Raw genomic sequence first — 13,588 nt, 5'->3', positions numbered from 1 at the left:
AACGGCTTCTTCGACGGCGATCTCGTCGAAGGGGTTCATCGAGAACTTGACGTTGGCGGTCTCCACTCCCGTGCCGTCCGCCTTCACGCGGATCTTCACGTTGTAGTCGACCACCCGCTTCACAGGGACGAGGATCTTCATGTCCGAGCCTTGCGCTAGACGCACCGGGAGCGGTGCCGAAAACGGGCAGCTTTCGCAGTGCGAGGGACCATAGGATTTGCGGCAATGGCTGTCAACGCCGCCCATACTGCAGCGCACAGTAAGGTCAAGCGCGAAATTTCAGCGAGTTAAGCGTGGCTGTTGGTGATCGGCGGTTCGCGGTCAGCGGTTCGCGCCGGGCACCCACAGCACGTCCGTGCGGCCCTGGTCGTTCAGATGGCGGCTCAGCACGAACAGGTGGTCGGACAGGCGGTTGACGTAACGGATGGCGGCGGCGGTCACCGGCTCGTGTTCGGCCAGCTCGGTGATCAGCCGCTCCGCCCGGCGCACGACGGTGCGGGCGAGGTGCAGCTGGGCCGCGGCCGGGCAGCCGCCCGGCAGGATGAAGGAGTTGAGCGGCGCCAGCCCCTCGTTCATGGAGTCGATCTCGCGCTCCAGCCGGTCCACCTGGGCGTCGACGATGCGCAGCGGCGGGTACTTGGGTTCCGCCTCCTCGGGCGTGCAGAGGTCGGCGCCGAGGTCGAACAGGTCGTTCTGGATGCGCGCCAGCATGGCGTCGGCCTCGGGATCGGCGGCGGGATCGGCGGCCGTGTGCAGGCGGGCCACGCCGATGACGGCGTTCGCCTCGTCCACCGTGCCGTAGGCGGCGACGCGCAGGCTGTGCTTGGGCACCCGCTCGCCGTTGCCGAGCGACGTCTGCCCCTTGTCGCCGCCGCGGGTGTAGATGCGCGTCAATCGGACCATGGGCGTCAGGCCTGCGTGATGAGGGCGAGGATGAACAGCACGAGCGCCACGCCCTGCAAAATGACGCGCATGCGCATCAGCCGGTTGGACCAGCGCCGGTCGGCCTCGCCGCCCTTCGCCATGAAGAACACGCCGATCAGCAGCGATGCCAGCACCGCCAGCATCGCCAGGCCGAGGAGGATCGTGAAGAAGCCGCTCATCGTCCGGATATAGCGTGGCCGTGGCGCGGCGGCCAGTTGGGAATGATGCTACAGCGCCCGCATCGCCGTCTCGACGCGGGCGAGGTGGCGCGCGCGCTTGGGTGCCGTGGCGCGGTCCATGTCGTAGAGCGCCAGGTAACGGAAGCGGGCCTGCGGCGCGCAGGCGCCGAGCAGGCCGCTTTTCAGGATGCGGCGGGCGGGGTTGCGCATGTACAGCTCGGCCACCCACCAGGGGGAGCCGAAGGTGGTGAGCACCGCGACGTGCCTGAGGCTGGTGAGCAGCGGCTCGATGCGGCCGCCGTCGCGGTCATGGCGGAAGGCGACGCCGGGCGCCCAGACGCGGTCGAAATAGCCCTTCAGCATCGCCGGCATGTCGAACCACCAGTGCGGGTAGCTGAGCACCAGCGCCTCCGACCATTGCAGGCGCTCCACCAGCGGCGCCACGGCCGAGGTGTCGTAGGCGGCGTAGTAGAGCCCGCGCTCGGCGGGGGTGAGCGCCGGCTCGAACCCCTCGGCGTAGAGGTCGGTCTCCACCACCTCGTGGCCGGAGGCGCGCAGCGCCGTCACGGCGGTGCGGTGGACGGCTGCGGCGAAGCTGTCGGGCAGGGGATGGGCGAGGATGGCCTGGACGCGCACCGGGGGCTCCCTTGTCGGTTGCCGGGACGATAGCACGGCGGTGCGGGCGTGCTAGACTGCGCGGCCCGCCGCCACCGACCGCCAACACCGACCGCCCCGCCATGCCGCCATCCCCCAAGCAGCAGCCGATCCGCTACGCCATCCAGAAGGCGCGCGGCAAGGGCTGGAAAACGCTGGAGGTGGGGGAGGAGTTGGCGCAGGCGGAAGCGCGCTTCAACCTGATGGTCAAGGTCAACCCGCGCGCCTATTTCCGCCTGATCCAGCTCGACTACAATCCCGACTCGACCTACGAGGGGATGGAGTTCAACTGGACGCTCATCCAGCTCTATGATCCAACCAAGAAAGGGATCAGCGGGCCGGCGCGGGCCAAGCCGGCGAAGAGGGGCCGGCGGGGCAGGGAGAAGGTGCGGCTGCCGCTGCGCTTCTACGTGACGGTGATCGTGCTGGGCGCGCTGGTCGGGCTGCTGGCGTACTGGCGCTATGGCATGGCGCCGTAGGCGTCAATCCGGCGTGTAGCCCTTGCGGCGCATGCAGGTGCCGAAGATCTCCTTGCGGTACTTGAACTGCGGCGTCTCGGGCAGGGGGCGGTGGGGATAGCCGCGCAGGCGCATGATGGTGTCCACCTCGTCGCCGCACTCGTCGAAGGCGGCCACGGCGGTGGGTTCCCCGCTGGCCGTCCATTCCCGGTAGGAGGGGGTGCCGCAGCCGGCGAGCAGGAGGAGGGCGCCGCCCGCGGTGAACGCCGCACCCAGTCGAGTCGCCAACCGACGCATGGCCGTCCTCCTGGTCTGCTGATCGAGGCTGAAAAATACCACAAATTTTATCTATCAACCGTTAACGGGCGGCGAGGCGGCGGGTGCAGGGGAGGTAGCACGGCTTGCTCTTCGCCGACGGAATTGCAGGGTCGAAAAAATCGCGCCCGGAAAAACGCCGCAATCTGGTAACACACCATCCTGTACACACACATCCGGCGCGCGCATTTCGGACGGAGGGGGTTCCATGGCGAAGGCATCCAGGCGGTCACGCCCGCGGCTCGTTCTGGGGCTGCTCGGGGGGCTGGCGGCCGGCGTGCTGGCGGCGGGACCGGCGCTGGCGCAGCAGGCGCCCGGTGCCGCCGACGTGCAGTGGGTGCAGATGTTCCTGAAGGACAAGGGGTTCGACATCGGCGGCCGGGCCAACGGCCAGATGACGCAAGGCACCCGCAACGCGCTGAGCGCCTGGCAGAAGTCGGTCGGCCTGCCGGCCACCGGCAACCTGGACGCCGCCACCACCTCCAAGATCATGGCGGAGCGCAACGCCAAGACCGCCGGCACCATGCACAACCTCGCCCAGCAGAAGCCGGGCGGCGGCGGCCCCGGCCAGGAGAAGCCGCAGAAGGAGGTGGCGCCCCGCGCCGCCCAGCGCGGCGGCAGCGTCGACAACGTCGGCGGTGGGGAGGTGGCGCTGCTGGGCCCCGTGGTGCGCTCCGCCCCGCCGGGCGTCACGGCACCGCCCCCGGCGCCGTCCAGCCATGCCCCGTCGTCCAGCCATGCCCCGTCTTCGCAGGCGCCCTCGGCCCAGACGCCGGCCCGCGCCGCGCCCAGCCACGCGGCACCGGCCCACGTGGATGCCGGTGCGCCGCAGGCGGCGCCGCGCGCCAGCGTCACGGCGACCACGGCGGACGGCACGGTGGTGCCGACGGACACGCTGTCGCGTGGCGACGGCGGCTTCTCGATCCCGGGCTGGGTGCGTTACGTGGTGATGGCGGTGCTGGCCGGCACGCTGGGCGTCATCGGCCTGGGCTGGTGGCGCAGCGGCCGCGCGAAGGCGCCGGCCGCCCGCGAGGACGTGCGCGACGAAGGGCGCCGCGAGCCGAGCTTCGGCAGCCGCCGCGACGAGCTGACCACCGGCCCGCTCCCCCGCCTGTCGGGCGAGCGCCGCGGGCGGTGAGCGGGCCAGGGGGAAAGGCGACGGTCAGGCGGCCTGCCCGGTGAGTGCCTTGGCCACCGCGTCGGGATCGTTGGCGATCGCCTTCAGATAGCTTGCCGCGGCCGCTTCCGGCTCACGGCGTCGCTGTTCCCATTCGCGCAGGGTGCCGACGGGGATGCCATAGCGCTCCGCGAAGGCCTCCTGGCTGAGGCCGCTCGCGATCCGGGCGCGCTTGGCCAGCGGCATCGGGCGCATTGCGGCCAGCGTGGTGTCGCTGAACGGCGCGTCGTCGGACGAGGTGGTCATCGTTGTCCTCCTTCGTTTGCCCCTGGGCGTGACCGCTCAGCCCCGCATCTGGAAGTAGCGGTCGGACTCCCGCCGGTCGGCCGCGCGGACCGAGATGTAGCGAACGCCTTCCGTGCGGTCGGTGTAGGTAAGGGCATAGACGACGCCCCCGACCATACCGAGCACGTTCCATCGGACTTCGCCGTAGTCCATCCGGTCATCGAGCGCTTCCAAGGCGTAGGGATCGGCCAGCACCTTGGCACCGAACGACAACGGCAAACCGTGCTTGCGGATGTTCTCTTCGTTCTTGGCGGAATCGAACGGCTGCGCCATCGCCGGCCCGGTTGCTTCGATCGACCTTAAACTACGTCAATGACGCAGGATTGGCAAGGGACGCCCGTGCCGTCGGCGCAGACATCACCCGAACGCTTTGGCAAACCAATGCTTACGATGCCATCTGCGCCATCGGGCAGGCCATGTTGGCGCAGCCGGTGGGGTTGCAGGGGTGGGCCGGGGCGGCGGGCTGGCTCTTGCCGACGCGCGGGGCCATGATCGCCTTCGCCACGCTGTGGCCGCCGCAGGACGGGCAGGTGAGGTCCGGCTTCTTGGCGTCGTAATCGGCCATGTTCTCGAACCACTGGTCGAACTCGTGGCCGCAGTCGCAGCGTAGCGCGTAGAGGATCATCGCTTCTTCCCTGAGGTGCGGAAACCGGCCCCCTTTTACCCGAAGGGGTAGCTCCGCGCCAAGGATCACCGATGACTCGTCACTCCGACCTGCCGACACTGCGACAGCAGCACGCAGGTCGAGCATTTCGGCCGCTCGCCCGTGCACACCCATTTGCCGAAGGGGACGAGGCGTTCGTTGATCTCGATCCAGTAGCGCTGCGGCAGCACGTCGTGCAGCGCCGCCATGGTGCGTTCGGGCGTGCCGGTGGCGACGATGCCCCAGCGGTTGGTGATGCGGTGCACGTGCACGTCCACCGGCACGGCCGCCGCCTTGCCGAAGCCCACCGCCAGCGTCAGCGCGGCGATCTTCGGGCCGACGCCGCGGAAGGCGGTCAGCCCCTCCATGGTGTCCGGCACCCGGCCGCCGTGTTCGGCGACGATGCGGCGGGCCAGCGCGATGAGGTCGCGTGCCTTGGGCTCCGGGAACGTGGCGCCGTCCAGCAGGGCGGTGAGCGCGGCTTCGTCCATCGCCGCCATGGATTCGGGCGTGCGCGCCGCGGCGAAGACGCGCTTCGACACCGTCACCGTGGTCTCGTCACGGGTGCGCGCCGAGATCAGGCTGCCGACCAGCTGTTCGAAGGGCGTGTCGTAGCCCTGGTCGCGCAGGTCGAACATGGCCGCCTTGGGCAGTCCGGCGGTGGCGCGCCGCAGGCGGCGGAACACCTCGTCGGCGTCGAACGGCTCCTTGGCCGGCAAGGGAGCGGACGGGGCGGGTGGGGTGGTGTGCGGGGCCGGGGTGGGCATGGCGTGCGCTCGTCGGATGGGTGTGGTTACCCATCAACAGACGGCAGGGCAGGGTTGCGACGCCTTGCCCCTTTCGGAGTGGGCGCGGGCGCGTTATTTTAGCATTATCTAAAGTAACTGTTCGTTGAAGGAGCTGACGATGGTTCACGATTGGTCGCAGATGACGAAGGAGCTGAGCGCCGCCATGCGCGAGTTGCGCGGCGGTGCTCCGGAGGTGATGAAGGCCTTCTCGGAGATGGCGAAGAACGCCACCTCGACCAACGTCCTCGACACCAAGACCAAGGAGCTGATCGCGCTGGCCATCGCGGTGGCGACGCGCTGCGACGGCTGCGTCGCCTTCCACGCCAAGGCGGCGGTGGAGCACGGCGCCTCGCGCGAGGAGGTGATGGAGACGATGGGCATGGCGATCTACATGGGCGCCGGCCCGTCGGTGATGTACGCCGCCCAAGCGGTGGAGGCCTTCGACCAGTTCGCCAAGGCCAAGCAGCCGGCGTGAGCCGGAAGCCGATGCGTAGGTTGGGTTGAGCGTTTGCGAAAACCCAACACTCCTGACGGTGCGCAGGGTGTTGGGTCTCGACCCAACCTACGGACCCGTCGCGGGGATGCCCGTCAGTCCAGCGTCCAGCGGGCCATGTGGGGGAAGGGCGGCAGACCGTTGTGGCCCATGTGGCTGAACATGCCGGAAAAGCCGGTCATGCCGGCCTGGGCCAGAGCCATCGGGCCGTAGTGCGTCCCGCGCTCCAGCCACGCCAGCACCGGGTGCGTCCCCTCGTACTGGTCGACCTTGTAGGAGCCGGGGAAGAAGAGGCAGCCGGTCGGCAGACCCAGGTGCAGAACGACCGCCAGCGACCAGGCCTGGGACATCTGCTCGCCCAGCCGCGCCGCCTGGTTGAGCAGCGGGTCCGGCGAGCCGTCCGGCCCGGTCTCCTCCGCCAGCAGGGACTCGATGTCCACCTGCAGGTCCCTGTTCAGCCGGGACCAGTAGCGGCGCGGCACGACGATGATGTGCCCGGCCTCGTGCAGGACGTCGCCCGGACCGAGCAGGGTGTCGGGGTCCACATGGATCACCCCGCCATGGATGTTCACGCCCGGCAGGAAGCCGCCGTGCGCACCCTCGCCATACTCGACCTCCATGCCGATGCCGCGCAGGAAGGTGACGATGGGTTCCAGCGCTTCCGGGTGATGCATCCGTTCTCTCCGCACGTTCGAAATTGCGCGGAGATAATCGCGGAGCGGACGCGAACAGGCAACACATACTGCGGAATGCACGCGGTCCGTGTTGTCGCATCACCCGGCGGGAGGCGAAGGCCGGGGCTTTACCGCTGGTCGAGCTTGATCTCGATGCGGCGGTTGCGGGCCAGCGCCTCGTCGCCGGGGCCGCGGTCGAGCGGCTGGAACTCGCCGAAGCCGGCGGCGGCCAGACGCTCCGCCGGGATGCCCTGCTCGATGAAGAACTTCACCACCGCGATGGCGCGCGCCGCCGACAGCTCCCAGTTCGAGGGGAACTGGGCGCGGTTGATGGGGCGGATGTCGGTGTGGCCGTCGACGCGCAGCACCCAGTTGATGTCCGGCGGGATGCGGTTGCCGATCTCGACCAGCGTGTGCGCCAGCTCGGCCAGGCGCTGCTTGCCGGCCTCCTCCAGGTTGGCGGAGCCGGAGGGGAACAGCAGCTCCGACTGGAAGACGAAGCGGTCGCCGACGATGCGCACGTCCTGGCGGGTGCCCAGCGCCTCGCGCACGCGGCCGAAGAACTCCGAGCGGTAGCGGGCCAGCTCCTGCACCTTGGTGGCGAGCGCCTCGTTGAGGCGCTGGCCCAGGTCGGCGATCTGGACCTGCTGTTCCTTGTTCTTCTGCTCCGACACCTCCAGCACCGCGCCGATGCGGGCGAGCTGGTCGCGCAGCGCCGCGATCTGCTGGTTCAGCATGGCGATCTGCTGGCGGCTCTGCGTCGTCAGCTCCTGCTCACCGGTCAGCGACGCCTTGGTGGTGTCGAGCACGGCCAGCAGCTCGCTGATGCGGATGTCGCGCTGCTCGACCTCCTTCTGCGTCAGCATGGTCTTCTCGTCCGCCGAGGCGAGGCGCGATTCCAACTCCTTGGAACGGTCGCGAACGGTGCCGAGCTGGGCCACGAGCTGGCGGCGCTCCTCCTCCGTCAGGCGGAGCGTGACGCCGATCTCGGCGATCTCGCCCTCCAGCTTCTGGCGCGCGTCGCGGAGTGCCACGAGGTCGTTCTGCAGGCTGGCGATCTCGCGCAGGCGCAGCATGATCGTCTCCTTGTCGGCGGTGACGGTGCGCTGCAGCTCCTCGATGGCGCGGGCGGTGCGCTCCTGCTCGTCCTGCTGGGCGGCCAGCAGGGCGGTCATGTCCTCGCGCGCGGCGACGGAGGCCTGCAGCTGGTCGGACAGCTGGGCGATGTTGCCGCGCAGGTCGTTGTTGGCGGCGCGCTCCAGCCCCAGGAGGTCGTTCAGTTCGGCGATGCGGCTGTTGAGGGTCTGGAGCTGCTGGTCGCGGCCGGTGATGGCGGTCGCCAGATAGAACTGGGCGACGACGAACAGCATCAGCAGGAAGATGACGACCATGACCAGCGACGACAGCGCGTCGACCCAGCCCGGCCAGGCGTTGACGTCACTGTGACCGTTGCGCCGGCTGAAGCTCGCCATCGTCCTGAACCTTTCAGCGCGTTTCCGCTTCTTCGGCCAACGCGGCGATGGTGCGGGTCAGCACCTTGATCTCGCTGCGGATCTCGGCCACCGCCTGGGTGCGGCCGGCCGACGCCTCGTCCACGAGGCGGGCGAGGTAGACGTCGATGTTGCGCAGGTGCTGGCGCGAGGATTCGTCCATGCCGAAGCCGCCCTGCGCCGCGTCGGCCAGACGGCTCAGCAGGTGCTTCATCTCCACCTGGCTCTCGCCGAGCTTGAGGAGGAGCTGCTGCTCGGCGCGCATCTGGTCGGTCAGCGTGGCGAGGCGCTCGGTCAGCTGCATCAGGTTGTTGTTGGCGGCGCGCCGGCCTTCCTCCGCCCCGGCGACGGTGCGCTGCAGGCTGTCCAGGTTCTCGGCCGTCTGCTCCAGGAGCGCCTGGAGGTAGGCGGGCACCGCCTGATCGCCGGTTTCCAGCCCCGCCACCGCGCCGCTGGACAGCCGCGTGGCGCCGGACAGCCAGTCCTCCACGTCCTGGAAGAAGCGGTGCTGCGCCTGGGTCGCCTGCAGCTCCAGGAAGCCCAGCACCAGCGAGCCGGCGAGGCCGAACAGCGAGGAGCTGAACGCCGTGCCCATGCCGACCAGCGGCGTTTCCAGCCCGGCCTTCAGGTGGCTGAACATGGTGCCGACGTCGCCGCCCTCCACCGACAGGCCGCCGATCACCGAACCGACGGAGCGCACGGTGTGCAGCAGGCCCCAGAAGGTGCCGAGCAGGCCCAGGAAGATCAGCAGGCCGATGAGGTAGCGCGACAGCTCCCGCGATTCGTCCAGCCGCGCGCCGATGCCGTCGAGCAGCGAGCGCATGGACAGCGCCGACAGCGTCAGCCGCCCCTTCTTCTCGCCCAGCATGCGCGCCATGGGGGCGAGCAGCACCGGTTCCGGCTCGTCCGTCGCGGCACCGGGGCGGTCCATCTGCTGGTAGCGCTCCAGCCACGCCACCTCCGGGCGCAGCATGACCACCTGACGGAAGATGAAGGCGATGCCGGTCAGCAGCGCCATCAGGATCAGCCCGTTCAACGCCGGGTTGGTCATGAAGGCGTCTTCGAGCGCCGGGTACAGCAGCACCGCGACGGCCGCCACCACCACCAGGAACAGGACCATCCTTGTCAGGAAGCGCTCCGGGCGCGTCATCGCAACGGACCTCCGAGTAGGATCGGGGCGGGCAGGGTCGGGGCGGGTTCAGGAAACCCGGTCACTCGTTCACGAACTCCGCATCGATGCGGTCCGGCGGCAGGTCGGGCGCCATGATGCCCAGCGCGCGGACGTCGATGCGCGCGCTGCGCACGCCGGCAGCCGCCAGCCGCTCGCGCATCGCCAGCGCGCGGGCCAGCGACAGCTGCCGCGCCTCGCGCGCCGTCTCCGCCGTTCCGCTGGCGTAGGAGCGCAGCTGCAGCCGCAGGTTCGGGTTGGCGCGCATGCGCTCGGCCAGATCGGCCAGCTGGGGTTCGGCGGCGTCGGGAATGTCGGTGGCCGGCCCCTCGAACAGCACCTGAAGGGTGACCTTGGACGGCTCGCTCGGCGGTGCCACCGCGGCGGGCGGCGGGGGCAGGGCGGCGGTCTGCGGCGCGCTCTGCGGCGGCGGGGCCGGGGGAGCGGGCGGCGTCGCCGTCGCCGGCTGCGGTGCCGGTGCCGTGGGCGGAGGGGCGGGCGGGGCCGGCGGCTTCGCGGCGGCGGGGGCCGCGGCCTTGGGGGCGGGCGGGGGCGGCGGCACCGTGCCGACGGCGGCCAGCGCCGGTTCCGGCGGGGCCTCCAGCGGCTGCGGCGCCACGAAGCGCGGCGGCGCCTTCACCATGCCGGGCGAGGCGAGCCGGGGCGGCGGCGGCACCGCCATCGGCACCGCCGTCTCCAGCGTCAGCTTCTGCTGGGCGACCGGCTCCGCCACCGGGGCGGGCTTCTGGACGGTGACCTTCACCTGCGCAGCCGCCGGGGTGGCGGTTCCGAGGAACACCACGGTGGCGGCGAGTGCGCGCAGCACCGCCGAATGCCCGATGGGCGCGTCCGGTCGTCGGCTCATGCGTCCGAAAAAACCCCTGAAGAGCAAGCGCAGCTATCCGTTTACACGGATTTACTGCAGCACCATAGCCCATCGATCGGTGTAGCGACAATTCCCTTCCCGATGGGAGAAAGGTCTCCCCCTTCGGCCGGTAACAACCGCTGTTCGATCGCTCCGCCTAGGCTGTTTCTAGGGTCCATGCCTAGGCCGACGCGGGTGGGGCCTGCTTGGCGGCTGCCTTCTTGCGCTCGGCGCCGCGCAGCACGGTGGCCAGCGGCAGGTGCAGGTGGGAGTTGGCGGCGAGGATCGAGTTGCCGTAGACGACGTTGCGCCCGCCGCCGATCTCGCCCACGAACCCGCCGGCCTCGGTCACCAGCAGCATGCCGGCGGCGATGTCCCACGGGTTCAGGTTGCGCTCCCAATAGCCGTCGAAGCGGCCGGCCGCCACGTAGGCGAGGTCGAGCGAGGCCGCACCCCAGCGGCGGATGCCCGCCACCTCCATCATCACCGCCTCGGCCTCGCCCAGGAAGGTGGCCAGGCCCGGGCGGCCCTTGAAGGGCATGCCGGTGGCGATCAGCGCGTCGCCCAGGTTGCGGCGCTCCGACACGCGCAGGCGCTGGTGGTTGAGGTAGGCGCCCTGGCCCTTCTCCGCCCAGAACATCTCGTCGTGCACGGGTTCGTACACCACGCCGGCGACGATCTCGCCGTTCTTCTCCAGGGCCACCGAGATGGCCCAGTGCGGCAGGCCGTGCAGGAAGTTGGTGGTGCCGTCGAGCGGGTCGACGATCCACCGCGCGGACTTGTCCTTGCCCTCGCTCTCCCCGGATTCCTCCATGAGGAAGCCGAATTCGGGGCGAGCCTTCTGCAGCTCGTCGCGCAAGGTCTTCTCGGCCTTGCGGTCGGCGGTCGACACGAAGTCGGCCGGCCCCTTGCGCGAGACCTGGAGCTGCTCGACTTCGCCGAAGTCGCGCACGAGGGCCCGCCCCGCCTTTTCGGCGGCGCGGACCATCACGTTGATGAGGGCTGAACGGGTTGCCATGATGTTTGTGCGAAACCTCAGTCCTTGGCGCGCTCGACGTACTCGCCGGTCGCCGTGTCGACGACCACGCGGGTGCCCGCCTCGATGTGCGGCGGAACGAGGATGGAGACGCCGTTCTCCAGCTTCGCCGGCTTGTAGGAGGAAGACGCCGTCTGGCCCTTCACGACCGGGTCGGCCTCGACGATCCGCAGGGTGACCTTGCCCGGAATCTCGACGCCCAGCGGGCTGCCTTCGTGCGTCTGGACGGTCACTTCCATGCCGTCCTGCAGGAAGACGGCCTGCTCGCCGACGATGTCGCCGGGGATGGCGACCTGCTCGAAGGTCTCCTTGTCCATGAAGGTGTGCTGGTCACCCTCGCTGAACAGGTAGGTCATCTCGTGCTCGTCCAGGCGGGCGCGCTCGACGGTTTCCTGGGTGCGGAAGCGCTCGCTGATGCGGGTTCCGGTGCGCACGTCCTTGCCTTCGATCTGGATGAAGGCGCCGCCCTTGCCGGGCTGGACGATCTGGGTCTTCTGGACGATGTAGAGCTTCCCGTTGTGCTCGAGCACGTGGCCGGGACGCATCTGGTTGGCGTTGACCTTCATGGCTTACCCGTGATTTCCAAGAAACTGGCGGCGCGGACCCTACCCCGCGTCCGTCCCTTGTGCAAGAGGGGGAAACAGGCGGAACAGGCCCGCGTTGCCCACAGGGCGGCCGATTTCGCCTTGGGCTTCCCCTATGGAATTGCGTAGGTTGGGTTGAGGCGGAGCCGAAAACCCAACGTGTTCGCGGTGCTGGGGGCGTTGGGTTTTCGCTGGCGCTCAACCCAACCTACGGCATTCGACGGCAATGACTCCCACCTCTCCCCCCTTCTGGCACCCCGACGCGTTCGCCCGCCGCCGGCCGCATCTGGCGGTCCGGGGGCGCGTGGTGGGGGCGGTGCGGCGATTCTTCGAGGCGCGGGACTTCGTCGAGGTGGACACGCCCTGCCTCCAGGTCTCGCCGGGGATGGAGCCGCACCTGCAGGCCTTCGCCACCGATCTGGTGGCGCCGAACCCGGACGACGGGCGGCGGCTGTACCTGCACACCAGCCCCGAATTCGCCATGAAGAAGCTGCTGGTGGCGGGCGAGCCGCGGATCTTCCAGCTGGCGCACGTGTTCCGCAATGGCGAGCGTTCGGCCACGCACCACCCGGAATTCACCATGCTGGAATGGTACCGGGCGGGGGAGGGGTACCGGGTGCTGGTGGACGACTGCGTCGACCTGGTGCGCGCCTGCGCCGAGGCGGCGGGGCGGCAGCGCTTCGCGTTCCGCGGCATGGAGTGCGACCCCTTCCGGCCCTGGCGAATCCTGAGCGTGGCCGACGCCTTCACCGAATACGCCGGCATCGACCTGCTGGCCGCCTACGACGGCACGCACGAGCCCGACCCGGCGCCGCTGGCGGCGGAGGCCGCGCGCATCGGCATCCACCCGCACGCCGGCGACCGGTGGGAGGACATCGTCTTCCGCATCATGTTCGAGCGGATCGAGCCGCACCTGGGCGCGGGCGTGCCCTGCGTGCTGACCGACTATCCTGTGTGCATGGCGGCGCTGTCGCGCCCGAAGCCGGAGGACCCGCGGCTGGCCGAGCGGTTCGAGCTGTACGCCTGCGGCCTGGAACTGGCCAACGCCTTCGGCGAGCTGACCGACGCGGCCGTGCAGCGCGCCCGTTTCCAGGCCGACATGGAACTGAAGGAGCGGCTGTACGGCGAGCGCTTCCCGGTGGACGAGGACTTCCTGGCGGCGCTGGAGCACGGCATGCCGGAGAGCGCGGGCATCGCGCTGGGCGTCGACCGGCTGGTCATGCTGTGCAGCGGGGCCGAGGACATCGCGGACGTGCTGTGGGCGCCGGTGGCGGAGCCGCTGTCCCAAAGGTGATAATTGACGCTGCCCGAGTGCCTTCCGAGACTCGTGACTCCTGAGGGAGGGCGGCATGGTCGGCGATGCGGCGCTGCTGGAACTCGTGGACCTCGTCTACGCCGCGGCGCTGGACAGCGGCGCGTGGGAGCCGTTCCTCGAACGGCTGGGGCGGCGGCGGGGGGCCGCGGCGACGCTGTTCCTGCACGATTACCGCACGCCGGGGCTCGGCTTCATCCGGCAGGTCGGCTTCTCCGAGGAGGCCATCCGCACCTACGGCGCGCACTTCGTGACGACCAACGTGTGGATGGCCAACGCCCGGCACGCGGCCGTGGGCGAGGTGCTGGTCGGGCACGACATCGTCGACCCGCGCGACCTGGAGCGCACCGAGTTCTACAACGACTGGCTGCTGCCCAACGGCATCCGCGACTCCCTGGGCGGCGTCGTCCTGACGGACGCCTGGACGGCGGTGCACCTGAGCCTGCTGCCGCGCGGCCGGGATCTGGTGGACGAGGACGACGTGCGGCTGCTGCGCCGGCTGGTGCCGCACGCCCAGCGCGCCGTGCGGATCCATCGCCGGCT

At 70.0% G+C, this 13,588-nt stretch carries 19 protein-coding genes and 1 pseudogene; 5 read left to right on the top strand and 15 right to left on the bottom strand.

Annotated features, from left to right (window positions below; all coding sequences use genetic code 11):
* The 4 genes and pseudogenes from VED21_RS31685 to VED21_RS31670 all read right to left on the bottom strand — a co-directional run.
* A pseudogene (locus VED21_RS31685) lies at positions 1–141 on the bottom strand (electron transfer flavoprotein subunit beta/FixA family protein); the annotation flags it as partial.
* Between the two features lie 180 nt (positions 142–321).
* Positions 322–903 carry a cob(I)yrinic acid a,c-diamide adenosyltransferase gene (locus VED21_RS31680; RefSeq protein WP_324889664.1) on the bottom strand — a complete coding sequence of 194 codons (582 nt, stop codon included), beginning with the start codon at positions 901–903 and terminating at the stop codon, positions 322–324.
* 5 nt (positions 904–908) lie between these two features.
* On the bottom strand, positions 909–1,103 hold the full coding sequence (locus VED21_RS31675) for a twin transmembrane helix small protein (protein ID WP_324889662.1): 195 nt from the start codon (positions 1,101–1,103) through the stop codon (positions 909–911).
* A gap of 48 nt (positions 1,104–1,151) precedes the next feature.
* Positions 1,152–1,739 carry an NAD(P)H-dependent oxidoreductase gene (locus tag VED21_RS31670; RefSeq protein WP_324889660.1) on the bottom strand — a complete coding sequence of 196 codons (588 nt, stop codon included), beginning with the start codon at positions 1,737–1,739 and terminating at the stop codon, positions 1,152–1,154.
* Positions 1,740–1,840: 101 nt separating this feature from the next.
* On the opposite strand from VED21_RS31670, the gene VED21_RS31665 reads away from it, so the two are divergent.
* Positions 1,841–2,236, top strand: coding sequence for a hypothetical protein (locus tag VED21_RS31665; RefSeq protein WP_324889658.1), 396 nt, complete (start codon positions 1,841–1,843; stop codon positions 2,234–2,236).
* A gap of 3 nt (positions 2,237–2,239) precedes the next feature.
* On the opposite strand, the gene VED21_RS31660 is transcribed toward VED21_RS31665, so the two are convergent.
* A complete protein-coding gene (locus tag VED21_RS31660; RefSeq protein ID WP_324889656.1) occupies positions 2,240–2,512 on the bottom strand; it encodes a hypothetical protein in 273 nt (90 codons plus the stop codon).
* Positions 2,513–2,738: 226 nt separating this feature from the next.
* Here VED21_RS31660 and VED21_RS31655 point away from each other — a divergent pair, with 226 nt between their 5' ends.
* Positions 2,739–3,668, top strand: a complete 930-nt coding sequence (locus VED21_RS31655) for a peptidoglycan-binding domain-containing protein (protein WP_324889654.1) — start codon at positions 2,739–2,741, stop codon at positions 3,666–3,668.
* 24 nt (positions 3,669–3,692) lie between these two features.
* On the opposite strand, the gene VED21_RS31650 is transcribed toward VED21_RS31655, so the two are convergent.
* The 4 genes from VED21_RS31650 to VED21_RS31635 all read right to left on the bottom strand — a co-directional run bounded on the left by VED21_RS31650 (position 3,693) and on the right by VED21_RS31635 (position 5,402).
* Positions 3,693–3,953: a helix-turn-helix domain-containing protein gene (locus VED21_RS31650; protein ID WP_324889652.1), complete on the bottom strand. Its 261-nt coding sequence runs from the start codon at positions 3,951–3,953 to the stop codon at positions 3,693–3,695.
* Positions 3,954–3,989: 36 nt separating this feature from the next.
* Positions 3,990–4,265, bottom strand: coding sequence for a BrnT family toxin (locus tag VED21_RS31645; RefSeq protein ID WP_324889650.1), 276 nt, complete (start codon positions 4,263–4,265; stop codon positions 3,990–3,992).
* A 112-nt stretch (positions 4,266–4,377) separates the two neighbouring features.
* Positions 4,378–4,617, bottom strand: a complete 240-nt coding sequence (locus tag VED21_RS31640; RefSeq protein WP_324889649.1) for a DUF1178 family protein — start codon at positions 4,615–4,617, stop codon at positions 4,378–4,380.
* 65 nt (positions 4,618–4,682) lie between these two features.
* Positions 4,683–5,402 carry an endonuclease III gene (locus VED21_RS31635; protein WP_324889647.1) on the bottom strand — a complete coding sequence of 240 codons (720 nt, stop codon included), beginning with the start codon at positions 5,400–5,402 and terminating at the stop codon, positions 4,683–4,685.
* A gap of 139 nt (positions 5,403–5,541) precedes the next feature.
* On the opposite strand from VED21_RS31635, the gene VED21_RS31630 reads away from it, so the two are divergent.
* Positions 5,542–5,898 carry a carboxymuconolactone decarboxylase family protein gene (locus VED21_RS31630; protein ID WP_324889644.1) on the top strand — a complete coding sequence of 119 codons (357 nt, stop codon included), beginning with the start codon at positions 5,542–5,544 and terminating at the stop codon, positions 5,896–5,898.
* A gap of 113 nt (positions 5,899–6,011) precedes the next feature.
* On the opposite strand, the gene VED21_RS31625 is transcribed toward VED21_RS31630, so the two are convergent.
* The 6 genes from VED21_RS31625 to efp form a co-directional block, all read right to left on the bottom strand.
* A complete protein-coding gene (locus VED21_RS31625; protein WP_324889642.1) occupies positions 6,012–6,590 on the bottom strand; it encodes a hypothetical protein in 579 nt (192 codons plus the stop codon).
* 128 nt (positions 6,591–6,718) lie between these two features.
* Complete coding sequence (locus VED21_RS31620; protein ID WP_324889640.1) at positions 6,719–8,062, bottom strand: peptidoglycan -binding protein; 1,344 nt, start codon at positions 8,060–8,062, stop codon at positions 6,719–6,721.
* 13 nt (positions 8,063–8,075) lie between these two features.
* Positions 8,076–9,230 (bottom strand): flagellar motor protein MotA, encoded by a 1,155-nt coding sequence (locus VED21_RS31615; RefSeq protein WP_324889638.1) that lies wholly within the window; start codon positions 9,228–9,230, stop codon positions 8,076–8,078.
* A 61-nt stretch (positions 9,231–9,291) separates the two neighbouring features.
* Entirely contained in the window at positions 9,292–10,113 is an 822-nt protein-coding gene (locus tag VED21_RS31610; RefSeq protein ID WP_324889636.1) for an OmpA family protein, read from the bottom strand.
* A 181-nt stretch (positions 10,114–10,294) separates the two neighbouring features.
* Positions 10,295–11,131, bottom strand: a complete 837-nt coding sequence (locus VED21_RS31605; protein ID WP_324889634.1) for an inositol monophosphatase family protein — start codon at positions 11,129–11,131, stop codon at positions 10,295–10,297.
* Positions 11,132–11,148: 17 nt separating this feature from the next.
* Positions 11,149–11,715: an elongation factor P gene (gene efp / locus VED21_RS31600; protein WP_324889632.1), complete on the bottom strand. Its 567-nt coding sequence runs from the start codon at positions 11,713–11,715 to the stop codon at positions 11,149–11,151.
* Positions 11,716–11,959: 244 nt separating this feature from the next.
* On the opposite strand from efp, the gene epmA reads away from it, so the two are divergent.
* Both epmA and VED21_RS31590 read left to right on the top strand, forming a co-directional pair.
* Positions 11,960–13,027: an EF-P lysine aminoacylase EpmA gene (epmA, locus tag VED21_RS31595; RefSeq protein WP_324889630.1), complete on the top strand. Its 1,068-nt coding sequence runs from the start codon at positions 11,960–11,962 to the stop codon at positions 13,025–13,027.
* A 55-nt stretch (positions 13,028–13,082) separates the two neighbouring features.
* On the top strand, positions 13,083–13,588 hold a 506-nt coding region (locus VED21_RS31590), incomplete at its 3' end, for a hypothetical protein (RefSeq protein WP_324889628.1).

It is taken from the genome of Azospirillum sp. (assembly GCF_035627195.1).
Classification (GTDB): domain Bacteria; phylum Pseudomonadota; class Alphaproteobacteria; order Azospirillales; family Azospirillaceae; genus Azospirillum.
Note: the sequence above shows the minus strand (reverse complement) of the source record. Positions and strands in the feature narration are given on the sequence as shown.